The 24,334-nt window shown below is 56.2% G+C and carries 15 protein-coding genes and 1 riboswitch; of the genes, 14 read left to right on the top strand and 1 reads right to left on the bottom strand.

All coding sequences use genetic code 11. From position 1 onward, the window contains the following. The first annotated feature begins 2 nt into the window (after positions 1–2). The 12 genes from L6418_RS08235 (at position 3) to L6418_RS08180 (ending at position 17,150) form a co-directional block, all read left to right on the top strand. Positions 3–539, top strand: a complete 537-nt coding sequence (locus L6418_RS08235) for a hypoxanthine-guanine phosphoribosyltransferase (RefSeq protein ID WP_408641576.1) — start codon at positions 3–5, stop codon at positions 537–539. Between the two features lie 79 nt (positions 540–618). Further along, positions 619–1,365 carry an S-methyl-5'-thioinosine phosphorylase gene (locus tag L6418_RS08230; protein WP_237246443.1) on the top strand — a complete coding sequence of 249 codons (747 nt, stop codon included), beginning with the start codon at positions 619–621 and terminating at the stop codon, positions 1,363–1,365. Next, on the top strand, positions 1,355–1,888 hold the full coding sequence (gene def, locus L6418_RS08225) for a peptide deformylase (protein WP_237246442.1): 534 nt from the start codon (positions 1,355–1,357) through the stop codon (positions 1,886–1,888). The genes L6418_RS08230 and def overlap by 11 nt, the downstream gene beginning before the upstream one ends. Then, the gene (locus L6418_RS08220) at positions 1,881–2,915 is read left to right on the top strand and encodes a TrkA family potassium uptake protein (protein ID WP_237246441.1); all 1,035 of its coding nucleotides are present in this window, start codon (positions 1,881–1,883) and stop codon (positions 2,913–2,915) included. The genes def and L6418_RS08220 overlap by 8 nt, the downstream gene beginning before the upstream one ends. A gap of 109 nt (positions 2,916–3,024) precedes the next feature. Continuing rightward, positions 3,025–4,830, top strand: a complete 1,806-nt coding sequence (locus tag L6418_RS08215; RefSeq protein WP_237246440.1) for a bifunctional diguanylate cyclase/phosphodiesterase — start codon at positions 3,025–3,027, stop codon at positions 4,828–4,830. Further along, positions 4,827–5,642, top strand: a complete 816-nt coding sequence (locus tag L6418_RS08210) for a response regulator (RefSeq protein WP_237246439.1) — start codon at positions 4,827–4,829, stop codon at positions 5,640–5,642. The genes L6418_RS08215 and L6418_RS08210 overlap by 4 nt, the downstream gene beginning before the upstream one ends. 50 nt (positions 5,643–5,692) lie before the next feature. Then, positions 5,693–6,526 carry an HDOD domain-containing protein gene (locus L6418_RS08205; protein WP_237246438.1) on the top strand — a complete coding sequence of 278 codons (834 nt, stop codon included), beginning with the start codon at positions 5,693–5,695 and terminating at the stop codon, positions 6,524–6,526. A gap of 64 nt (positions 6,527–6,590) precedes the next feature. Continuing rightward, positions 6,591–7,922, top strand: coding sequence for an HD domain-containing phosphohydrolase (locus L6418_RS08200; RefSeq protein WP_237246437.1), 1,332 nt, complete (start codon positions 6,591–6,593; stop codon positions 7,920–7,922). A gap of 37 nt (positions 7,923–7,959) precedes the next feature. Beyond that, on the top strand, positions 7,960–9,492 hold the full coding sequence (locus L6418_RS08195) for a bacteriohemerythrin (protein ID WP_237246436.1): 1,533 nt from the start codon (positions 7,960–7,962) through the stop codon (positions 9,490–9,492). Between the two features lie 341 nt (positions 9,493–9,833). Continuing rightward, positions 9,834–13,328, top strand: a complete 3,495-nt coding sequence (locus tag L6418_RS08190; protein WP_237246435.1) for a PAS domain S-box protein — start codon at positions 9,834–9,836, stop codon at positions 13,326–13,328. Between the two features lie 495 nt (positions 13,329–13,823). Next, positions 13,824–16,109, top strand: coding sequence for a sensor domain-containing diguanylate cyclase (locus L6418_RS08185; RefSeq protein WP_237246434.1), 2,286 nt, complete (start codon positions 13,824–13,826; stop codon positions 16,107–16,109). 63 nt (positions 16,110–16,172) lie between these two features. Further along, the gene (locus L6418_RS08180; protein WP_237246433.1) at positions 16,173–17,150 is read left to right on the top strand and encodes a diguanylate cyclase domain-containing protein; all 978 of its coding nucleotides are present in this window, start codon (positions 16,173–16,175) and stop codon (positions 17,148–17,150) included. Positions 17,151–17,174: 24 nt separating this feature from the next. Beyond that, positions 17,175–17,255: riboswitch (cyclic di-GMP riboswitch) on the top strand. A gap of 965 nt (positions 17,256–18,220) precedes the next feature. Here L6418_RS08180 and acnA read toward each other — a convergent pair. Further along, the gene (acnA, locus tag L6418_RS08175) at positions 18,221–20,911 is read right to left on the bottom strand and encodes an aconitate hydratase AcnA (RefSeq protein WP_237246432.1); all 2,691 of its coding nucleotides are present in this window, start codon (positions 20,909–20,911) and stop codon (positions 18,221–18,223) included. 176 nt (positions 20,912–21,087) lie between these two features. On the opposite strand from acnA, the gene L6418_RS08170 reads away from it, so the two are divergent. Together L6418_RS08170 and L6418_RS08165 are read left to right on the top strand one after the other, a co-directional pair. Next, positions 21,088–22,734: a CHASE domain-containing protein gene (locus L6418_RS08170; RefSeq protein WP_237246431.1), complete on the top strand. Its 1,647-nt coding sequence runs from the start codon at positions 21,088–21,090 to the stop codon at positions 22,732–22,734. Positions 22,735–22,799: 65 nt separating this feature from the next. Continuing rightward, positions 22,800–24,314, top strand: coding sequence for an HD domain-containing phosphohydrolase (locus tag L6418_RS08165; protein WP_237246430.1), 1,515 nt, complete (start codon positions 22,800–22,802; stop codon positions 24,312–24,314). Positions 24,315–24,334 lie beyond the last annotated feature (20 nt).

The following is a 24,334-nucleotide window of genomic DNA, read 5'->3' as shown; positions in this document are numbered from 1 at the left end:
GCATCAGCGACCAGGAAGCGCGTGCCATATTGCGGGATGCCGAACAGATCCGTTCGGCGGACGAGGTGCAGGCCGCGGTGCGGCGGGTGGCGCATGAGATCAATGCGACGCTGGCTGACCAGCACCCGCTGGTGTTGTCGGTGATGGGCGGCGCCGTGGTGTTTACCGGGCAATTGCTGCCGCTGCTCGATTTTCCGCTCGATTTCGATTACCTGCATGTCTCCCGCTACGGGAATGGGAAACAGGGCGGCGAATTGCACTGGAAGGTCGCACCGCGCGAAAATGTGCGCAACAAGGTGGTGCTGGTGGTGGACGACATCCTCGACGAAGGCGAGACCTTGCAGGCGATCAGGCAGCGCGTGATGGAGTTGGGCGCAAGCAGTTTCTACAGCGCGGTATTCGCCGACAAGGAGAATGGCAAGAGCAAGCCTATCCGTGCCGATTTCGTCGGCATGGCATTGCCGGACCGGTTCGTGTTCGGATATGGCATGGATATCCACGGCGCGTGGCGCAACCTGCCTGCGATCTACGCGGTATAAGAAGCCGGCCGACCGGCGTTTGCCTTGGTTGCGGCTGGCCGGCAGGTGTTTCGAAGGCTTCATCAAGGGGAAGACTGATATGTTGGCGATCATCGGCGGTACGGGTTTTTCACAATTAAGCAACCTCAGGATCACTCATCGTCAGGTGATGCGTACGCCTTACGGCGAACCGTCCGGGCCGATGACCTTCGGCACCATCAATCAGCGCGAATTGATGTTCCTGGCCAGGCACGGTTACGGCCACACCATCCCGCCGCATCAGGTGAATTACCGCGCCAACCTGTGGGCCCTGCGCGACCAGGGGGCTACGAGCGTCATCGCCGTCACCTCGGTCGGCAGTATCCGCGCCGACCTGGTGCCGGGCACGCTGGTGGTGCCGGACCAGATCATCGACTACACCTATGGGCGGGACTTCACTTATTTCGATGGCAAGGACAAGGCTGTCACGCACATCGATTTTACGCATCCGTATAGCGAGAAACTGCGCCAGATTTTGCTGGCGGCAGTGAAAAGTGCGAACGAGACTTGTGTGGATGGCGGTGTGCATGCCATCACCCAGGGGCCAAGGCTGGAAACGGCAGCCGAGATCAACCGGATCGAGCGTGACGGTGCAGACATGGTCGGCATGACCGGCATGCCGGAAGCAGCGCTGGCCAAGGAGTTGGGCCTGGCATATGCGACCATCGCGGTGGTGGTCAACTATGCCGCCGGACGTGGCAACAGCCGCGACGGCGTCCCCCTGGAGACGATAGGAACGGTGATGAACCCGGCCATGGAACGGGTGCGCAACATCCTGGAACGGGCGGTGGAACTGAATGGCGACTAGAGAGGTTTTGCGCATGGGCGATGTGCGTCTGTTGCGGCGGGCGGAAGAGGTGCGCCTGTTCGACACACCAGAGTTGCACGCATTGCTGGTCGATATGCGGGATACCATGCTGGCCATGGATGGCGTCGGCCTCGCGGCACCGCAGATCGGCGTGGACCTGCGCGTGGTCATCTTCGAAGTGAACAGCAACCCGAGATATCCGGATGCGGAGACCGTTCCGCAGACCGTGCTCATCAATCCCGTGTTGACGCCGCTGTCCGAGGCAATGGAAGAGGGCTGGGAGGGCTGCCTGAGCGTTCCCGGCATGCGCGGTCTGGTGCCGCGCTATACCCACCTGCGCTATCAGGGGCGCGACGAATACGGTGCGATCATCGACCGCACCGTCAGCGGCTTCCATGCGCGCGTGGTTCAGCACGAATGCGACCACCTCGACGGCATCCTCTATCCCATGCGCATCCGCGATATGAAGAACTTCGGTTTCAGCGAAGTGCTGTTCCCCGGAACCGACATGCAGGATGAATAGGGTGGTCGACCATCACGAATCCAGGGCACTCCGCAACCTGCTGATCGCCCTGCTGGCACTGGTCGCGGTGTTCGTCATCGGCACGATAGGCTATCGCATCCTCGGCGGCCCGCAGTACTCATGGGAAGACTGCTTCTACATGACGTTCATCACCATCGCCACCATCGGCTATCACGAGGTGGTCGATGTCACGCGATACGAGCATGGCAGGCTGTTCACGGTGTTCATCGGCATTGCCGGCATCGGCGTGCTGGGATATGTGCTTTCCACCGTGACGGCATTCATGCTGGAAAACGATCTCAATGTCTTTCGGCGGAGAAAGAAGATGCAAAACAAAATCGGGCAATTGAAGAACCACTATATCGTCTGCGGTGTCGGCCTGGTAGGCAGCAATGTGGCGCACGATCTGGAGCTGACCGGGCGTCCCTCGGTCATCATCGACAGCGATCTCGATAACATCCACCAGTACCTGGAAAACCATCCCGCCCAGCTCTACCTGCATGGCGACGCGACCGACAACGACGTGCTGCTGGCTGCCGGCGTGCAGCGGGCGAAAGGGGTGTTCGCCGTTGCGCATGACGATAGTGCCAACCTGGTCATCAGCCTGAGCTCAAAACAGCTCAATCCGCATCTGCGCGTGGTGGCGCGCTGCCACGCCTTGAAGAATGCCGAGAAAACGCGGCGGGCCGGAGCCGATGAAGTCATTTCCCCCGATTTCAGCGGCGGCCTGCGTATCGTTTCGGCGATGGTGCGGCCGAATGTCATGAACTTCCTCGACGAGATGCTGAAAACGGACAGCAATCTGCGCATGGAGGAAGTCATCATTCCGGAAAGCCTGGCGGGGAAGCCCCTGAGCGTGCTGTATGAGAGCAACAAGGATTGCATGGTGCTGGCATTGCAGCGCGACGACTCCTGGCAGTTCAATCCCCAGGCGAACCACCATTTGCAGGAGCGCGATGTGCTGATGGTGATGTCCACTCCGGAAGGCCGCTCGCGCCTGGAGCAGCTGATACAGGGTATCGACTGATTCCGGCTGGCTGACGGACGCTTCGGGAGCCGGCTTGCTCATTGCCTCCGGTGCCAAACATCGGATGTCGTGATAAAGTGCAGACACTCAGTGCATATCGGGGTGCGCCGTGGAACGAACGCTGCTGCTGGTCGACGATGAGGAAGAGATTGGTGCCGCCTTGGCACGCCTGCTGCGCAGCGACGGTTACACGATCCTGCGCGCCAGCAGCGGTATAGAAGGCCTGGAGATACTGGCGCAGCACGAGGTCGGCGTGGTCATTTCGGACCAGCGCATGCCCGAGATGTCCGGGGTGGAATTCCTGACCCGGGTCTACGAACTCTACCCGCAGACCATACGCATCGTCCTGAGCGGCTATGCCGACTTGGCTTCGGTGACGGATGCCATCAACCGCGGCGCCATCTACAAGTTCTTCACCAAACCGTGGGACAACGAGGCCTTGCGTGCCGATGTGCAGGAAGCGTTCCGGCGCTACGAACTGAAGCGGCAAAAAGAAAAATTGCTGCACGACATTCAGGGGGCGAATGTCCTGCTGTCCCAGATCAATCTTGAGCTGGCTGCCGAAATGGAGCACAAGGACAGCCAGATCGAACGCATCGCGCATTACGACCCGCTGACCGACCTTCCCAATCGCTTGCTGTTCCTGGATCGGCTGGATCAGGAGATTGCGCGGGCGCACCGCGACAATCAGATGGTGGCGGTCATGTCCCTCGATCTGGACCGGTTCAAGCAGGTCAACGATTCGTTCGGCCACCCCGTCGGGGACGAGCTGTTGCAGATCGTGGCCGGCCGGCTGGCCGGTCACGTACGCGAATGCGACACCGTGGCGCGCATCGCAGGGGATGAGTTCGGCCTGCTGCTGGCCGATATCAAGGCAACCCACTACGCCGGCGAGGTGGCACAGAAGATCCTCGATTCCTTCGCGCACGATCCCGTCACCATCGGTGACAGCGAGATTTACGTCACCCTCAGCATCGGTATCAGCATCTACCCGTTCGATGGCATCAATACCACCGCTTTGCTGAAGAATGCGGCAGCCGCGCTGCACCACGCCAAGCATGAAGGGCGCAACAATTTCCAGTATTACGCAGGGCAGATGAACGCTTCTGCATGGCGTCGCCTGAAGCTGGAGACCGAATTGCGGCGCGCCCTGGAGCGCGAAGAGTTCGTGCTCCATTACCAGCCCAAGGCCGATCTGCAAAGCGGCAAGGTCGTCGGGATGGAAGCCTTGCTGCGCTGGCAAAGCGCGGATCGCGGACTGGTTGCGCCGGGCGAGTTCATTTCGGTGCTGGAAGAGACCGGGATGATCCTGCCGGTTGGGGAATGGGTCCTGCGCACGGCTTGTAAACAAGCCTGCCTTTGGCAGGCGGCAGGTTTCCCGGATATCCATATCGCCGTCAATCTGTCGGCGATGCAATTCAGGCAGCCGGATTTTGCCAGTCTGGTATTGGGCATCATGAGGGAGAGCGGCCTGGAGCCGGCGCTCGGAGTGATTGAGCTTGAGCTGACGGAAACCGTGCTGATGCATAACTCGGCCGGGACGCTGGATACCCTGAGAAAGCTGCATGAAGCGGGGATGCGACTCTCCATCGACGATTTCGGCACCGGCTATTCCAGTTTGAGTTATTTGAAACGCTTCCCCATCAACAGTCTCAAGATCGACCAATCTTTCGTGCAGGATCTGCCGGTCAACCCGGATGACGAGGCGATCGTGGCCGCGATCATCGCGCTGGGGCGCAGCCTCGGATTGGGCCTCATCGCTGAAGGAGTGGAAACCGAAGAGCAGCTGGCCCGGCTGCGCAGGATGGGATGCAACCAGATGCAGGGATACCTGTTCAGCCGCCCGGTGCCGGCTGCGGAGATGACCTACCTGCTGCAAAACGGCGGGGGACTGGATTTGCCGCTGGAGGGATGATGGTTCGTACGCTGTTGCTGGTCGATGACGAGGAGAACATCACCTCCGCCCTGGTGAGGCTGCTGCGTGGCGACGGTTATCGCATCCTGCGTGCCAACAGCGGCGAGGCTGGCCTGCAATTGTTGGCGCAGAACGAGGTCGGCGTGATCATATCCGACCAGCGCATGCCGGGCATGACCGGGGTGGAGTTCCTGAGCAAGGTGCGCGACCTTTACCCGGATACCGTGCGCATCGTCTTGAGCGGATACACTGAACTCAATTCGGTGACCGACGCGATCAATCGCGGTGCGATCTATAAATTCTTCACCAAGCCCTGGGAGGACGACCTGTTGCGGGCCAATGTGCAGGAGGCGTTCCAGCGCTACGAGATGAAGATGGAGAATGTACGCCTGACCAATGAGCTGCAGCAGGCCAACGAAGCATTGCTGCGCATCAACCGCGAGCTTGAGCAGCGCGTCGAGGACAAGACGCGCGAAGTGATGCTCAACCTGAATGTGCTCAAGATATCGCAGGAAGTGCTGGAGCACCTGCCGGTCGGGGTGGTCGGCATCGGGGACGACGGCGTGATCGCCGTCGCCAATCGCAGTGCGCATCGCCTGTTCGCGGCGGATGGATCGAGGCCCATGCTGGGCGAAGCGGCCGTCGATATCATCCCGTCCGAGTTGCTGCTCTGTGTCGTGGGCGAGGGCTGCCGCAAATTGCAGGAGAAAATCCAGTTGAGCAATCGCGTTCAAGCCAATTGCTGGTGCTGTCCGATGGGCGAGAGTTCGGCATCGAAGGGTATAGTTCTCGTGATTGAAGCCGATATTTAACCTGTGTATCGGCCCCGGTCCGGTGCCGTCGATTGAGGGCGAAAAACAACATGCCAGTCATTCTGGACAAAAGTGCGATCCTGGATAAGCTGCATCAGCTGCCTGCGATACCGAATGTGGTGCAGGACGTGATGGCCAGCTTCAAGGACAAAAACGCCGGCAGTGCGATCCTGGCGCACAAGATCGCGCTCGACCAGGGATTGAGCGCGCGGGTTTTGCGTGTGGCGAATTCCTCGTTCTATGGCCTGGCAAGGGAAGTCGGCTCGATTCAGGATGCAATCATGGTGCTGGGATTCGACACCCTGCGATCCCTCGTGATATCGGCGGGATTCGCGCATGCCTTCCCGACTGTTGCAGACAGCCTGTTCGATCGCCACGCATACTGGACGCGCAGTTTACGTGTGGCGACGTATACCGAGGCTTTGGCGCAATGCATGGGGGGAGCCAGGCAGCTGTCGTTCACGGCGGGCCTGTTCCATGATGTCGGCCAGCTCGTGCTGAGTATCTGCATCCCCGAAGAATTCGCCGCCATGCTGGAACAGCAGAAGAATTCGGATTCGAGCCTGATCGAGATCGAGCATGCCGTACTTGGCTTCGACCATGCCGAAATCGGGGCCGAAATGGCCAGGCGCTGGAACTTCCCGGCCGAGATCGAGCATGCCATCCGCTATTGGCGCACGCCGGAGAAGCAGCCTTTCATGCCGATCACCGGCGTGGTGCAGATGGCCGTGCTGATCGAGAGCGGGCTGAGCGGAGAAGCGCTGATGAAGCGCATTCCTGAAACGACGCGCAGCCAGCTGCAGATCGGCTGGGAGCACATCGAACCGTGCATCCCCCAGCCGGAGCAGATGGATGCCATGGTCCAAGTGATGCTGGAGGCCTGATGGACTGTTTGCGGCGTTCCCGGCTTTCCCTGATAAACACGCGAACCTGACGATGGAAATGCAGATGGGCGATAAACAAGAACCTTCTTCCTTGCCGGTTGCGGCGCAATCCCCCATGACCTTGCTGTTCGTGGACGACGAGACCAATATCCTGTCCTCGCTGAAACGGCTGTTCCACCCGTGCGGTTACCGCATCTTCACCGCAGCAAGCGGTGCGCAAGGATTGGAGATCATGCAGCGCGAGACCGTCGACCTGGTGATATCCGACATGCGCATGCCGGAAATGAACGGGGCGCAATTCCTGGAGCAGGTGAACGAGCGCTGGCCGGATGCCATCCGCATCCTGCTGACCGGACATGCCGAGATCGATGCCACCATCGATGCGATCAACAAGGGGCATATTTACCGTTACATCTCAAAACCCTGGGAGGACAACGACCTCGTCCTGTCGATCCGGCATGCCCTGCAGGTGAAGGAACTGGAGCGGGAAAAGCGCCGCCTGGAAGAATTGACGCGCAGGCAGAACGAGGAATTGAAAGATCTCAACGCCAATCTGGAAGAGAAGGTCAAGGCGCGTACCGAGGAAGTGCGCCAGACCATGGCTTTCCTGGAGGCCGCGCACGAAAAGCTGAAGCAGGGCTTCGTCACCTCGATCCGGGTTTTCTCCAACCTGATCGAGATGCGCGAAGGCGCCCTGGCCGGACACTCGCACCGTGTCGCCGACTTGTCGAGGAAGATCGCCCGGAAAATGGGATTGAAAGAGGCCGATATCCAGGATGTGTTTCTCGCCGCGCTGCTGCACGATGTCGGGAAGATCGGCCTGCCGGATTATCTGCTGGAAAAACCTTATGCCAGCCTGACCAGCGAGGAGCGTCACGAAGTGGGCAAGCACCCGGCCAAGGGGCAGGCAGCCTTGATGGCGCTTGAGCAGCTGAATGGTGCGGCCAGGCTGATACGCAGCCACCACGAACGTTTCGATGGCATGGGTTATCCGGACAAGTTGCGCGGTCTGGAGATTCCGCTGGGTGCGCGGATCATCTCGCTGGCGAATGAATACGACGCTGCCCAGATCGGGATGCTGTTGAGCAAGCGGCTGAAACAGGCCGAAGCGCTGCTATTCATCCAGGAAGGCAGTGGGGGGCGCTACGATCCGGCGGTGGTGGATGCTTTCATGAACGTGATGAAAGAGTCGGGAAAGACAGACAGACCTGTGCCGGAATCGGCGCTGCATCTGGAGCAGCTCAAGCCGGGCATGCAGCTTTCGCGGGATTTGGTGAGCAAGCATGGCGATTTGCTGCTGTCGAAGGATCACCAGCTGGATGCTTCGCTGATCGAACAGATCAGGGGTTTCGAACAGCTGGGCGACAAGTTGACCGTTTATGTATACGACAGGTAACGACGCGCCGATTTTTCCGGATACGGGAAGGTGAAAAATGGATACAGCGGCTGAAGAAAGATTCGAAACTTTCGCGTGGGATGACAGGTACGACACCGGCGTCGAAGTGGTGGACGGGCAGCACCATAAACTGGTCGACCTGATCAATCAGCTGGGCGCGATCAGCGCCCGCCAAGCAAGCAGTGCGGAGCTGGGCGACATCCTGACCGAGTTGACGAACTACACGGTGTACCACTTCAGTGCCGAAGAGCAATTGATGAGGCAGTATGGTGTCGATACTGCCCATCAGGACATCCACATGAAGGCGCATCAGCATTTCACCGCCCAGGTATTGCTGGCCACCAGGATATTGATGGGCGGAACGGAAGTTTCCAGCCAGCTGATCGTGCCGCTGCAGAAATACCTGACCAACTGGCTGGTGCAGCATATCCTGGGACTGGACAAGCGGCTGACCCAGGAAATCCTGGCGCTGCAGGAAGGTGCGAGTCACGACGATGCGGTCAGGCGGGCAACGGCTTTCATGAGCCAGGCTTCGAACGTGCTGATGGAAGCATTGAACGAAATGTACGGCAAGCTGGGCGACAAGACGCTTGAAATCCTGCAAAAGAACCAGGAACTGCAGGCAGAGCAGAATGCCCTGCATGCGTTGAACGAACAGCTGGAAGCGCGGGTGAGGCAACGCACGGCCGCCTTGGAACAGGCCAACCGGCAATTGACCGCCAACAATACCGAGCTGAAACAGCTCAATGAAAAGCTGGAATCGGCGCAGACCCAGTTGCTGCAATCGGAAAAGATGGCATCCATCGGCCAGCTTGCCGCCGGGGTCGCGCATGAGATCAACAACCCCGTTGGCTTCGTCAACTCCAATCTGGGGACGCTGGCCAAATACATCGACAGCATGTTCAAGGTGATCGATGCCTATGCGGCGGCAGAGGTTGCGGACAACGGCAAATGCTTTGCCGGGATCGAGCAGGTCAAGCAGGCCGTCGACTTTCCCTATCTGGTGGAGGATATCCCGAGTCTGTTGAAAGAATCGCAGGACGGGCTGGCGCGGGTCAAGCGCATCGTGCAGGACCTGAAAGACTTCTCCCATGTCGACGAGGCCAATTGGCAGCATGCCAACCTGGAGCAAGGCATGGACAGCACGCTCAATGTCGTCGCCAACGAGATCAAATACAAGGCCGAGGTGGTCAAGGAATATGCCGGTCTGCCGGATGTCGAGTGCATGCCATCGCAACTGAACCAGGTGTTCATGAACCTGCTGGTGAATGCTGCGCAGGCGATCGACAAGAAAGGCACCATCACGGTCCGTACCGGCGTCAGCGGGGATGAGGTATGGGTCGAGGTGCAGGACACCGGCAAAGGAATTCCCCCCGAGCATATCAACCGCATCTTCGATCCGTTCTTCACGACCAAGCCAATAGGTCAGGGGACAGGGCTGGGCTTGTCGCTGTCATACGGGATTGTCCAGAAACACCGCGGGCGCATTGAGGTGAAGAGCGAGCCGGGCAAGGGCACCGTGTTCAGGATCAATCTGCCGGTACGGCAAACTGTGAAGCAAGAGGCATGATGAATTGTGCTGGTCGAGACTTGGTTTGGCAGGTCTCGGGCTCAAGAGATACCAGCTGAACGGTTTACTAATGTGTCGCATCGACCGGTTGAATCCGCAGGATAAAAGCGGACGGCGACTTGAAAGATGGTTAACAGACGGATTTCGGCCAAAAGAAGAAGTTCAGCAACTTTCCCCAAAAGCATTGGGATCAGGCCAAATGCATAGATATTATGACTGCCATTGCATACGGGAGAAAGTAGTATAGTGAGCCGTATGCATTCGATGTAATGTATTTCAGATTAAGCCAATTTTGAAATTTTGTACGGTCAGCTTGACTTGGCAAAATCGGGGGCGGGCTCATGGGCAACGCACTTAAAAAGTTGCAGGACGAACTGGAGGCTGCGCAACGTTCGTTGGCCGAGGCTGAAACGCGCTATGTCCATCAGGAGGCTGAGCACCAAGCTGCTCTCAAAGAAGCCGAGAATGTTCGCAAGCAAATCGAACAGGCGCATCAGGAATGGATAAGCGCGCTGGATGTGGTGGAAGACCCAATCTTCGTGCATGACAAAGATTTCCATATTTTGCGTTGTAATCAGGCTTATCAGCGCTGTGCGGGGATTCCCTTCAAGCAGATCATCGGCCAGCCCTACTACGAGGTATTCCCCCAGACCCATGCCCCCCTGCCGAATTGCCTTCGGGCTTTGGAAAAAGAGACAGCATCAGAAGTAGAAGAAGAGGTGTTGATTGGCGATATTACCTACCGCTCCCGCGCCCATTCGATCATAGACGGGCTGGGCAATTATCTCTACTCGGTGCATACCCTCGAAAATATCAATGAGCGACAGCGTGCTCATCGGGAACTGCAAGAATCGGAAATACGATACCGGCGATTGTTCGAAGCCGCCAAGGATGGCATCCTGATCCTGGATGCCGAATCCGGGAAGATTATGGATGCCAACCCCTTCATCCTCGATTTGCTGTCTTACAGTCTCAGCGAATGCGCCGGCAAGATGCTGTGGGAAATCGGCCTATTCAAGGACATCGAAACCAGCAAGACAGCGTTCCGGGAATTGCAGGCCAAGAAATACATCCGGTACGAGGATCTGCCATTGAAGACCAAAAACGGCCAGCAGATAGATGTGGAGTTCGTCAGCAACTTCTATGAAGTTGGTGAACGCAAGGTGATCCAGTGCAACATCCGCGACATCACCGAACGCATGCGGGTGAAGAAACTGCTGCAAGAATCCGAACAGCAATACCGGCGGCTGTTCGAGGCCGCCAAGGACGGCATCCTGATCCTGGATGCCGAATCCGGGAAGATTATGGATGCTAATCCTTTCATCCTCGACTTGCTGTCTTACAGTCTCAGCGAATGTGCCGGCAAGATGCTGTGGGAAATCGGCCTATTCAAGGACATCGAAACCAGCAAGACAGCGTTCTTGGAATTGCAGACCAAGGGATACATCCGCTACGAAGACTTGCCGCTTAAAACTAAAGATGGCCGGCAGGTCGACGTAGAGTTGATCAGCAACCTCTACGAGGTTGGTGCACGAAAGTTGATCCAATGCAATATTCGCGACATCAGCGCAAGCCTGCATGCGAAAGAATTGCTCATTGCCTCCCGCGATTTACTCCAGAGCGTTATGGAGAACACCCCAGTTCGGGTGTTCTGGAAAGATACCGAATTGCGATATCTAGGTTGCAATAATGCCTTTGCGCACGATGCCGGAATGTCGTGCTCAGAGGACCTGATCGGCAAGGACGATTTTCAGATGGGCTGGCGCGAGCGAGCGGAATTCTACCGTGCCGATGACCAGCAAGTGATTGATTCCGGCATGCCAAAGCTAGGCTATGAAGAGCCACAAATCACCCCTGATGGACGCACAATTTGGTTGCGCACCTCGAAGGTGCCTCTGCGTGCTACCGATGGAAGAATCTTCGGCTTGCTGGGCATCTATGAAGACATTACCGAACGCAGGGAAGTCGAAAAAAATCTGAAGCTCTTCCGTGCCTTGCTCGACAATTCCAGCGATGCCATTGAGGTACTTGATCCTGTCACCTTGCGTTTCTTGGACGTAAACGAAACGGAATGTGGGGATCTGGGCTACAGCCGGGACGAATTGCTCGCCATGCGTATTTCCGACATTGATCAGGGATTTGACGAGGGTTCGGGCAAATTGATTGAGAAGCAGATCCAGTCAACAGAAGGGGCGCGATTCGACAGCATGCACCGGCGCAAGGACGGATCGACATTCCCCGTGGAAGTCAGCGCAAAATTGGTCGTGTTGGATAAACCCTACCTGTTAAGCATCGCGCGAGATATTACCGAGCGTAAGCGTGCCGAAGCCAAATTGCGCGAATCGGAAGAGAAGTTCCGGGCTATCTTCGATCATGCGCGCGATGGCATCATCGTGATGGACGTCGACGAACGATCGGTCAAGTTTTCGAATAGCAGCATGGAGCAAATGCTTGGATACGGGCCGGGCGAACTGATCGGACTAAACATGGCAAAGCTGCACCCGCCTGAAGCGCTTGCGCAGGTCAGCAAGCAGTTTGACCGTGATGCCCAAGGCGAGATAAGCAAGGTTCAGGACATGCCCATGTTAACAAAGGACAATCGCATACTATATGCTGATCTCAACGGTTCCCCTGTAGATATTGCTGGCCATCGCTATCTGCTGGGCGTGTTCCGAGATGCTACCGAGCGCCGCGCCGGCGAAATGAAATTACGCCTCGCCAACCGCGCACTTAAAACACTGTCGGCGGGCAATCTGGCACTGGTGCGGGCGACGAAGGAGGACGAGTTATTGAGATCCGTCACCGGTATTATCGTGAAACATAGCGGCTACAGAATGGCCGCGGTCTACTATGCCGAAGATGATTCAATGAAGAGCATCAAACCTATAGCATGGGCAGGCATAGAAGATAGCTATTATGCTGAGCAGCATCTGAGTTGGGCTGGCACTGGACCGAATCAATTGCCACTTATCAAGGCAATACACAGCGGAACGACGCAAATTTGCCATGACATCATCAAGGCTCCAGAATTCAAACCGTGGAGAGATTCAGTACTGGCACGAGGCTATGTCTCCAACATCGCTCTACCACTTCGCGACGATGAACATACTTTCGGAGGGTTGAGCATCTATTCATCCGAGGCGGAAGCTTTTGATGAGGAGGAGGTCAGGTTGCTGGAGGAACTGGCCAACGATTTGGCCTATGGCATAATCACTTTGCGTACTCGCAAAGCACATGAGCAGCACGCAATCATCCTGCGGCAGAGCCTGGAACAATCCATCCAAACTATCGCAAGTACAGTTGAGGCTCGCGATCCGTACACCGCAGGCCATCAACGGCGTGTTGGCGAATTGGCGGAAGCCATCTCACGTGAGATGGGTTTGCCAGATGAGCAAATCAATGGCATTCATCTTGCTGCCATCATTCACGACCTTGGAAAGATCCATGTCCCGGCAGAAATTCTTTCCAAGCCAGGGAAGCTTACCGAGATCGAATACATGCTCATCAAGACGCATCCGCAGGATGGATACAACATCCTGAAAGATGTGAAGTTCCCATGGCCGATCGCAGACATCGTCTTGCAGCACCACGAACGAATGGACGGCTCTGGCTATCCGCAAGGACTCAAGGGCGATGCGATCTTGCTTGAGGCGCGCATCCTCTGTGTGGCAGATGTGGTTGAGGCGATGTCATCGCATCGTCCATATCGACCTGGTTTGGGCATCGATGCAGCACTGGATGAAATCACTCGTGGCCGCGGTTCCCATTACGATTCGCAAGTGGTAGATGCCTGTAGCAGACTGATTCGGGAACATGGATATGTCATCCCCACCTGAAAATTGCCTTGGTATCTCGAATTGACGAAAGAACTGAGCATCTGCATTCCAGAGATCGATGCAGAGCACCAGCTTTCATCCTGCTTATCAATGAACTGAGCGATGCCATCCTCCGACGCATGGGTGTAGAGGCGATACAGAAATACATGCGCTTCATTCTGGACGATGCAGCTGCGCACTTTAATCATGAAAGGATCGCACGTAGGACTACATGATTAATAAAGGTCGCTGTGCGGCCCAAAAGAGACACTCATAGCAAGATTGAAAAGAATCCACCTCGAAACACTAGATGCCTTTCTGCCTAAAATTTGGGCAGCCAAGGAGGTGCCATGAGCGCTTAACATTATGACACCTCTATAGTAGTCGCTTGCGTAAGGTTCTTCAGGAGCAAGGGGGTCATGTTTAATTATGGTAACCTTAACCACAACCTCCGCTTGATGTCAGATGCATTCGAATACAGCCTGGTACATTGGTTTCCCAACAAGTGAAGCAACTATGAATCATCCCAAAAATCTTAATTTGGCTCGCTGGCTGGCTGTGACAACATTAACTTTTGGTGTTGTAGTAGCTAGCTTCATCATGTATGTCCATGCAGAGAAGAATGTTGACCGTGCCCAGTCTCGGCGTCTGGATTCAATACAACTCTCTGACGAACTTCGCCGCTCTTCTGAGGGGCAGACCAAGATGGTGCGCAGCTACATTGTCACTGGCAATATGGCGTACAAGGGTTACTACTTCGACATCCTGGACATCCGCGATGGCCGTAAATCACGCCCAAGAGACCAGCGCGACTATTGGGATTTGGTAGTGTATGGCGAAAAACTTCCACCTATTGAGCAAAGTAGTAGCGAGCCACTACTCGATCTAGTCAAGGCTGCAGCATTTGGCGAAGATGAAACTCGCTTGCTAACCACCGCAAAGACCAATTCCGACAAACTGGCTCAGGTCGAAATCGAAGCAATGCGTCTCTTCGAAGGCACAGGTATGGACGGCGCAGCCCAGAAGAAGCGCGCAAGGGATATGCTGTTCGATAGTGCCTATGATAATGCCAAGCTGAGTATCCTGCGTCCGATTAGCGAATTTAACGATCTGATGGATACGCGAACTACCGATGCAATCAAGCAGGCAATGCGCTATGCGACGATTTTCCGACTTTTCTTCATCGGGGTCAGCTTGCTCTGGCTATTTCTGTTGTGGCGTAGTTACGCTGCGTTACGATCCATGCTCGGTGCCTCTCCTAACGAAGTATATGAGCAGATAGCGCGCCTCGGGCATGGCGATTTTTCTCATCCTGTCATGAAAATTGAACAGGAAAAACGCTATAGCGTGATTGGTCGGCTCTGCGAAACACGTCAACGATTGAACGATCTCACTGCGGCCCGCATGCAGTACGAAGCTAAACTTGCCGCACAAAACGAAGCTTTGGTGAAAAAAGAAAAGGAGATGCGTACCATCATTGCGGCTTCTCCCGTGCCCAAGGCATTAATCGACAGTAATGGCCAAGTTTCCTATCTTAACGAGGCTTTTGTTCGATGCTTTGGATACACCTTGGATGATGTCCCCACGTTGAACGAGTGGTGGCGGAAAGCCTACCCCGATGTACATTACCGGGAGCGGGTCATGTCCATCTGGCAAGAGCGCCTCGTACAGTCTATACACAGTGAGATTCCCTTTCAGCCGACAGAAGTGAACATCCATTGCAAGGATGGCAGTATCCGAAACGTAATCGCTGAAGCAGTGTCGATTGATGACGATAGCTTTGGTAGTGTTGTTCTGATGGTGTTTCACGACATAACGGATCTAAGAGCCGCTGAAATTCATTTAAGGGAAGCCAAAGAGCGTCTTGAGGCTGCGGCATCTGCGGGCATCGTTGGCATTTGGGACTGGGACGTAGTAAACAATGTACTAGTTTGGGATAAGGTGATGTATCAGTTGTATGGACTTCGTGAGTCTGATTTTGGAGGAGCCTACGAAGCTTGGTCTAGTGCGCTCCATCCAGAGGATAAAGAGCGAGTTGAGAAGGTACTTCAGGCTGCGCTACGGAGAGAGTGTGAATATGACCCGGAATTCCGTGTTGTCTGGCCAGACGGCTCGATTCACTACATCAAAGCCAAGTCACGTACCACATTTGATGAGCAAGGCAAGCCGTTACGCATGGTCGGTGTCAATTACGACCTGACCGAGCAAAAACTGATTCAATTTCAGCTCGACAAAATGGCCTTCTATGATCGACTCACCAATTTGCCGAATCGCAGATTGCTGGAAGATCGACTACATCAAGCGATAGCGCTGGCACAACGTGAACGCCGAAAAATGTCGCTGCTATTCATTGATCTTGATAGGTTTAAGCAGGTCAATGATGAAATGGGGCACGAGGCTGGTGACTGGCTCTTGCAAAAAGTAGCCGAGCGAATGATGCAATGTTTGCGCGCATCGGATACGGCAGCACGTATAGGTGGGGACGAATTTGTAGTGCTATTGCCAGATGCCAGTAAGCAGCAAGATGCCACCAGTGTGGCAGATAAGATACGGGTAATCATGGAGCAACCGTTTGTCAGGCAGGATGGTAATTCGATCAATATTTCATCCAGTATCGGAGTGGTGATGTACCCGGACCATGCTGATAACCCACGCGACTTGCTGAGATACGGTGACGAGGCGATGTATCTTGCAAAGAAAGGTGGCCGAAATGCCGTGCATGTGTTCGAAACATCGGACGTTGCTAACTATGAGGCAGATGGCTCACTGGTCAATAGACTTTCGAAATTATCGTCCAGCTGAATGTCATGTCACAATGATTACGTACTAGGGATCCCCTAGTAATACAGTTCAAGCAATGAATTCATGAAAGAAGAAATACCAAACGACATCAAAGTTACAGTTGAATCCATGCTCAGGGAGGTGCCTGCGGTAAAGGAAGACACGAGTAGCAACAGCGTGCTGGCGCTATTTCACCAGGACAAGCAGTTATATTCACTGCCAGTCGTAAACGAAAAACACAAACCCGTCGGGATGGTCGTTCGACAGGAAATCACCGAAACCTTCAGCAAACCATATATTAAAGAGCTTGTTGGCGACAAGCCCATATCGTCCATGATGAATCGCAATCCCATCATAGTCGACCACAATACTGCCATTGAAGACGTTGCCCGGATCATCCTGGATGCTGGTATTCAGTACATGGTGAGTGGATTCATAATCACCAGAGACGCAAAGTATCTTGGCATGGGCAATGGCTACGACCTCATCAACGAAATAATTAACCACAGGCAAAAGCATCTTTTCGATCTGGCCCATTTTGACCAACTGACCAATCTGCCTAATCGTACTCTGCTTCTGGATCGTTTAGCCCAAGCCATATCTATTTCCTCACGCACTAACCGCAAAATATCGCTGCTGTTTATTGATCTCGACGGATTCAAACTCGTGAATGACACATATGGCCATGACGTAGGTGATCGCTTGTTAATAGAGGTGGGAAAGAGGTTGCTAAGTAGTATCAGGGAGGGAGATACGGTCGCCCGCTTGGGTGGTGATGAATTTGTCGTGACCATGCTCGAATCCAACTTGCCCTTGGCAATCATAGTGGCAAAGCGCATATTGGAGAGCCTCAAATTGCCCTACGATTTAGGGGTGGATGAAGCCATAACCAGCATCTCTGGCAGCATAGGCATAGCCGAATATCCTGATCATGCACGAAATATTGAAGATCTTCTGAGTGCGGCAGACAAGGCAATGTATGCCGCCAAGAATCAGGGCAAGAACCAATTTACCATTTTCAGCCCCGAAAACCATGATCAATTTATGGGTGGAGGAAGTTGACATACAAGATTAGTCGGTTATTATTTCTTTGCTTGGCAAACACACTGAAAAGTGTGGACGCAAAGTCTCCGGCCTAAGGGAAACTATGGCAGCGGGATTGCGACATAGGGATTCTTTCCTATGCTTATCCAGTCTCCCCTATAGCCGTTGAAAATTAGAAGACACCCAGCACTTACCCTGCAAATTAGGTTCGTACTGAGAGATGTTTTGATTTGCCCTATAGGAGGGGTATGAAATGAACAAGAAACCTCAGCCCAATTCTGGGTTGTCAGCGCTTTCGAGCTGTAAATATTGCGCTCACGCAGTTATCCATGATGGACAGTCAAATGTGGTCGGCTGTGTTCCGCATTTAATGATTGTGCCCATCAATTCAGCGTTAGCATGTGATTTGTATCTAACAAAAATTGGCCAGCCTTATGCATAGGTTCAAGTCCCCGGCTGATGCTGTTAAGGTTGCGAATGAGATACTTGCTGGCGAGATAGATGCACATCTCGGTTGCGAACTGATCGATGCGATCAACCATAACCTTGGCTATCCTACAGCGCTTCAACATTTCTCCTTCCTTATCAATGACAACACAAGCTACGAAGAGGCTAGATTGTCATCTGATAAGTATGTTTCTGACATTTTGGCCGCATGCGATAAGTTAATCGCTTCACAATGTGATTCAATGAGCTGTCCCATCTCCTAAATCGCTGTAGAGAAATAACTGAAGTTCACGCAAATGTCTGTTTGGGACGTGTCTGTCTCTAATGGATTAGTCGTGAACAGCCGGTATGGGTTAGGAACTGACCTCCGAAGTTCAATAAAACGTTGGCTGTAACGTCTGCTACTGAAGGAATAGCGGACATCGCTGGACCTTGAACAAACTCCCTTTTCAGCAAACCATTGATGTAGCTTATGGCCTAGAACCGGACACTGTTTGTCAGCTCAAGTCGGAGCAGCTACTGATGAATCGATAGCCAAGCCGGAGTTGCAGGGACTGCTGCAAAAATGGCTGTCCGATAAAGAAGAAGCCCGCATTGCTGCGGGCTTCTTTTTCAATCCGGCAATGTCATTCCGGATCGGACTATTGGCTCACCAGTTCCTTCAGCACATAGGGCAGGATGCCGCCGGCGCGGTAGTAGTCCACCTCGATCGGGGTGTCGATGCGGAGCAGGAGTGCGATGTCCTGCGAGCTGCCGTCCTTGCGCCGGATGGTCAACGTCACATCCTGTTGCGGCTTGAGGCTTGCCCCGATGCCGCCGATGTCGAAGCTCTCGTCTCCGCTCAGGTTAAGGCTTGCCAGGCTGTCGTTGCCTTTGAACTGCAGTGGCAGCACGCCCATGCCCACCAGGTTGCTGCGATGGATGCGCTCGTAGCTCTTGGCGATGACGGCCTTCACGCCAAGCAGTTGAGTGCCTTTGGCAGCCCAATCGCGGCTGGAGCCGGTGCCGTATTCCTCGCCCGCGAAGATCACCGTCGGTGTGCCGTCGGCGATGTGCTTCATGGCGGCGTCGTAGATCGCCATCTGTTCGCCCTTGTACAGGGTGTAGCCGCCTTCGACGCGGCTGCCATCGTCTTTCGGCGGCAGCATCAGGTTCTTGATGCGCACGTTGGCGAAAGTGCCGCGCATCATCACTTCGTGGTTGCCGCGGCGCGCACCGTAGCTGTTGAAATCCTTTACCTCGACCTTGTGCCCCTGCAGATATTTGCCGGCCGGTGTGGCCGGCTTGAAGCTGCCTGCGGGGCTGATGTGATCGGTGGTGACGGAATCGCCCAGCAAGGCCAGCGCCTTGGCTCCCTTGATGTCGCCGACCTTGGGCGCGGCGGCATCGAAAAACGGCGGGCGTGCGATGTAGGTGGAGTCGTCCCATTGATACAGGTTGCCGGTGGGGGCCGAGATCGCATTCCACAGCGGCAGGTCCTTGGTCAGGTCGGAATACAGCTTGCGATACACCGCCGGATCGGTGGCGAACTTCATCATGGTTTCGACTTCGTGGCTGTTCGGCCAGATGTCCTTCAGGTAGACCGGCTGTCCATCCTTGCCGGTGCCGAGGGCTTCCTTGTCCAGGTCGATATTGGCGCGACCGGCGATGGCGAAGGCGACCACCAGTGGCGGGGAGGCGAGGAAATTGGCCTTGATGTTGGCGTGGATGCGCGCCTCGAAGTTGCGGTTGCCGGACAGCACCGCTGCACAGACCAGGTTGTGGTCGGTAATGGCCTTGTCGATGTCCTCGCGCAGCGGGCCGGCGTTGCCGATGCAGGTGGTGCAGCCGTAGGCGGCGACGCTGAAGCCCAGTTGTTCCAGCGATTGCAGCAAGCCTGCATTGCTCAGGTATTCGGTCACCACGCGCGAGCCGGGGGCGAGCGAAGTCTTGATGTGCGGGGCGACCTTCAGGCCTTTCGCCACTGCCTTCTTCGCCAGCAGTCCGGCGGCCAGGAGTACACCGGGGTTGGAGGTGTTGGTGCAGCTGGTGATCGCGGCGATCAGCACATCGCCGTGACCGATCTTGAGCTCGTCCTTGCCGGTGGCATAGCGCCGGTTCAACTGGTCGGCGGGCTGGTTGAAGCCGTTCTCAGCAACGGGTTTGCTGAACAGGGTGTTGAAGGTGTCCTTCATCTTCGACAGCAGCACGCGGTCCTGCGGCCGCTTGGGGCCAGCCAGCGAAGGCTCGATGCTGGCAAGGTCGAGTTCGACCACGCTGCTGTAGTCGATGCTGCCATCCTTGGGCACGCCGAACAGACCCTGGGCCCTGAAGTAGGACTCGAAGGCATCCACTTCTTCTTCGGTACGGCCGGTGTTGCGCATGAAGTTGACAGTGACTGCATCCACCGGGAAGAAGCCCATGGTCGCACCGTATTCCGGCGCCATGTTGGCGATGGTGGCGCGGTCGGGCAGGGTGAGGGCGGCCGTGCCCTCGCCGAAGAATTCGACGAACTTGCCGACCACCTTGTGCTTGCGCAGCAGTTCGGTGACGGTGAGCACCAGGTCGGTCGCGGTGACGCCTTCGCGCAGTTTGCCCTTGAGGTGCACGCCGACCACGTCCGGTGTCAGGAAGTACACGGGTTGGCCAAGCATGCCGGCTTCCGCTTCGATGCCGCCCACGCCCCAGCCGACCACGCCGATGCCGTTGATCATGGTGGTATGGCTATCGGTGCCGACCAGCGTATCGGGATAGTAGACCCCGTCCTTATGCTGTACGCCGCGCGCCAGATATTCGAGGTTGACCTGGTGCACGATACCGATGCCGGGTGGCACGACCTTGAATGTGTCGAATGCCTGCATGCCCCACTTCATGAATCGGTAGCGTTCCTTGTTGCGTTCGAATTCCAGCTCCATGTTCAGTTTCAGCGCATCCGGGCGGTTGTAGTAGTCCACCTGTACCGAGTGGTCCACCACCAGGTCGACCGGCACCAGCGGTTCGATGATCTTGGGGTCCTTGCCTTGCTGCGCTGCGGCATCGCGCATTGCCGCCAGATCCGCCAGCAGCGGCACGCCGGTGAAGTCCTGCAGCACGATGCGGGCGACGACGAACGGGATCTCCGCGGTACGTGCGGCATTCGGTTGCCAGTTCGCCAGTTGCCGCACATGCGCTTCGCTCACCTTCTTGTCGTCGTAGTTGCGCAACACGGCTTCCAGTACGATGCGGATCGAGACTGGCAGGCGCGAGACCTTGCCGACGCCGGCCGCTTCCAGTGCCGGCAGGGAATACAGCGTGCCCTGTTTGCCAGAGGCGAGTTTGAAGGTCTTGCGCGAATCGAACAGATTGTGGGACATGACTTATGGCTCCGGAATGCGAAACAAAGAAAGAGTCAGGATTATAGCGCGCCATGCCGCAGGCTGGCAGGCGTAGTACATTCCCCGATGCACTGCGCATGCTCATCTGTGATATGGTTCAGACAAAGAGATACCCCTCGAACTCACTGAAATTCCGCACCAATTCCGGACAGGCGATGGCGAACAACAACTTCAGGATCGGAGTCTTGCTCAAGCTGGCCCCCTTGGCGGTGCTGGTGGTCTGCCTGCTCGTCACCGTGCTGCTCTGGGACATCATGCGGAAAAGCGCCGACAAGGAACTGCAGAACGAGTTCGATGTTCAAGTCAGGCTTGTCCAGTCCAATATCAAACGACGTCTGGATAATTACCGGGACGTCCTGCGGGGGACGGCGGGACTGTTTCAAGCCAGCGAATCTGTGACGCGGAATGAGTTCCATACTTATGTGGAAAGTATGGAACTGGCGCAGGTATATCCCGGCATCCAGGGGGTCGGGTATTCGCTGCTGATCCCTGCAATCGAAAAGATGCGCCGGATCGAGGCGATACGCAAGGAAGGCTTTCCGCAATTCTCCATCAGGCCGGAGGGATCCCGCGATCCCTATTCCGCCATCATCTACCTTGAGCCGTTCGATTGGCGCAACCAGCGTGCCTTCGGCTATGACATGTATGCCGAGCCGGTTCGCCGCGAAGCCATGGAGCGCGCGCGCGACCAGGACACGGAGGCGCTTTCGGGCAGGGTGGTGCTGGTACAGGAAACGGGGGCGGATGTGCAGTACGGCTTCCTGTTGTACAAGCCGATATACCGCAACGGCAGTCCGCATGACAGCATCACACAAAGGCGCAGCAGTCTGGTCGGCTGGGTATACGAACCGTTCCGCATGAACGAGCTGATGAATCAGGGGGTGCTGGGCCGTTACCTGGAAACGATCCGCGATCAACTGGATATCGAGATATACGACGGCGATAGCGTCGATGCGCAACATCTCATGTTCGATTCGAAAAAGAATGGCGCGGGAGGGGCAGTGCGCTTTGTTTCGACCTCGACAGAGCCGTATTTCGCCCGCAACTGGACGATCAGGATCAATTCCTTGCCGGCGTTCGAGGCGAAACTGAATACCCTGCAGGCACGCATGATCCTGATCGGAGGCATTTTCATCAGCCTGTTGCTCACGCTGGTCGTCTGGCTGCTGGCGACGACGAATACGCGTGCGATCAAGCTGGCGGCAAAAATGAGCGAGCAACTGGAGCGGACCCTGGATCAGACCATCGGCGCCATGGCGACGGTGATTGAGATCCGCGATCCCTACACGGCTGGCCACCAGCGACGTGCGGCCGATTTGGCCAGCGCCATTGCCAGGGAGATGGGCTTGGGCGACGGGCAACTTCGCGCCTTGACGCTCGCGGCGATGACTTACGAGATCGGCAAGATACAAATCCCGGCAGAGATCCTCAGCAAACCCGGAAAACTGGATGAGGTTGAACGCAACCTGATCCAGGTCCATGCGCAGGCGGGGTTCGAGATACTGCGCGAGATCGCGTTTCCCTGGCCGATTGCCAAGATCGTGCAGCAACATCATGAGCGGCTCGATGGTTCTGGCTATCCGCAGGGCTTGAGAGGGGATGATATTTTGATTGAGGCGCGCATCATTGCCGTCGCGGATGTGGTCGAAGCCATGCTGTCGCATCGTCCCTATCGGCCGGCACTGGGGCTCGATGCGGCATTGGCCGAGATCACGGGACAACGCGGAGTACTATATGATCCGGCTGTGGTTGATGCCTGCGTCAGGCTGTTCCGGGAGCTCGGCTATCGCATGCCGGACTGAGCATCGCGCGGGAGGTGCGAGATGAAATGCATTCAATCTGATGTGGTCGATTCGTCCGGGAAAACATGAATTCTTCACTTGAGTCCGCTGCTGCGGAGATCGAAGACCTGTATAACAACGCGCCCTGTGGCTACCATTCGCTGGACAAGGACGGGCTGATCGTCCGCATCAACGATACCGAACTGTCCTGGTTGGGCTACCGGCGCGATGAAGTGCTGGGCAGGCTGCACTTCATCGACATTGTGACCACGCAAGGGCATGCGACATTCCAGAGCTACTTCCCTCATTTCAAGGAACAGGGCTGGGTACGCGACGTGGAATTTGATCTGGTGCGCAAGGACGGTTCGACGTTCCCGGTGTTATTGAGTGCCACCGCCGCCAGGGATGCCGAAGGCAATTTCATCATGAGCCGCGCCACCGTTTACGACATGAGCGAGCGCAACAAGGCGGAAAAGCTGCAACAGCGCCTGAATCGCTCGTTGAAGCTGTTGAGCAAATGCAACATGGCGCTGGTACACGCGACAGCGGAAGCGGAATTGCTGGCCGCGATCTGCCAGTTGACCATCGACGGCGGTTATCGCATGGCCTGGGTCGGTTACGCGCAGCAGGGGCAAGACAAGGTCGTGCGGCCGGTGGCCGAAGCCGGCGTCGATGCGGGCTATCTTGCCCAGGTACGTATCACCTGGGACGACAGCGAGCACGGGCACGGTCCCACCGGGGCCGCGATCCGCGAGGGACGCACCCAGATCAACCAGAACTTCCTGACCAATCCGCGGATGGCTCCATGGCGAACCGCGGCGGCGCAGCATGGCTACCAGTCGAGTATCGCTTTGCCGCTGGACTTGGGAGATGAGCGCGGTGCACTGACGATCTATGCGGAAGAGCCGGATGCATTCACCGGGGAAGAGGTTGTGCTGCTGGAAGAATTGGCCGCCGACCTGGCTTTCGGCATCGTCTCCTTGCGTACGCGGCAGGATCGGGACCGCATCGAACGCTCCCTCCGCAGCAGCCTGGAAGATATGGTGATGGTCATCGCGGTGACGCTGGAGAAGCGCGATCCCTATACTGCAGGGCACCAGCGTCGGGTGGCGCAGTTGTCGGTCGCCATCGCCCGCGAGATGGGCTTGCCGGAAGAGCGCGTTCATTTCCTGGGGCTGGCGGCATCGATCCATGACCTGGGCAAGATCCAGGTTCCGGTGGAGATACTCAGCAAGCCAGGCCGGATTTCCCAGCTCGAGATGGACGTGATCAAGCGCCACGCCCAGGCCGGATATGACATCCTCAAGGACATCGCCTTTCCATTCCCGCTGGCGCAATGGATAAGACAGCATCATGAACGGCTGGATGGATCGGGCTATCCGATGGGGCTGAAAGGTGAGGACATCCTGCCCGAATCGCGCATCCTCAGCGTGGCCGACGTGGTGGAGGCCATCTTCTCGAATCGCCCGTATCGTCCGGGCCGCGGGATCGATGCCGCCATGCAGGAGATCGCCCGTGGTCGCGGTGTGCTATATGAACCCGCCGTGGTGGATGCCTGCATCCGGCTGTTCCGTGAGCTCGGTTTCAGCTTCTCATCCTGATTTTCCCGCTGCCTTCATTC

The organism is Sideroxyarcus emersonii, assembly GCF_021654335.1.
Taxonomy (GTDB): domain Bacteria; phylum Pseudomonadota; class Gammaproteobacteria; order Burkholderiales; family Gallionellaceae; genus Sideroxyarcus; species Sideroxyarcus emersonii.
Note: the sequence above shows the minus strand (reverse complement) of the source record. Positions and strands in the feature narration are given on the sequence as shown.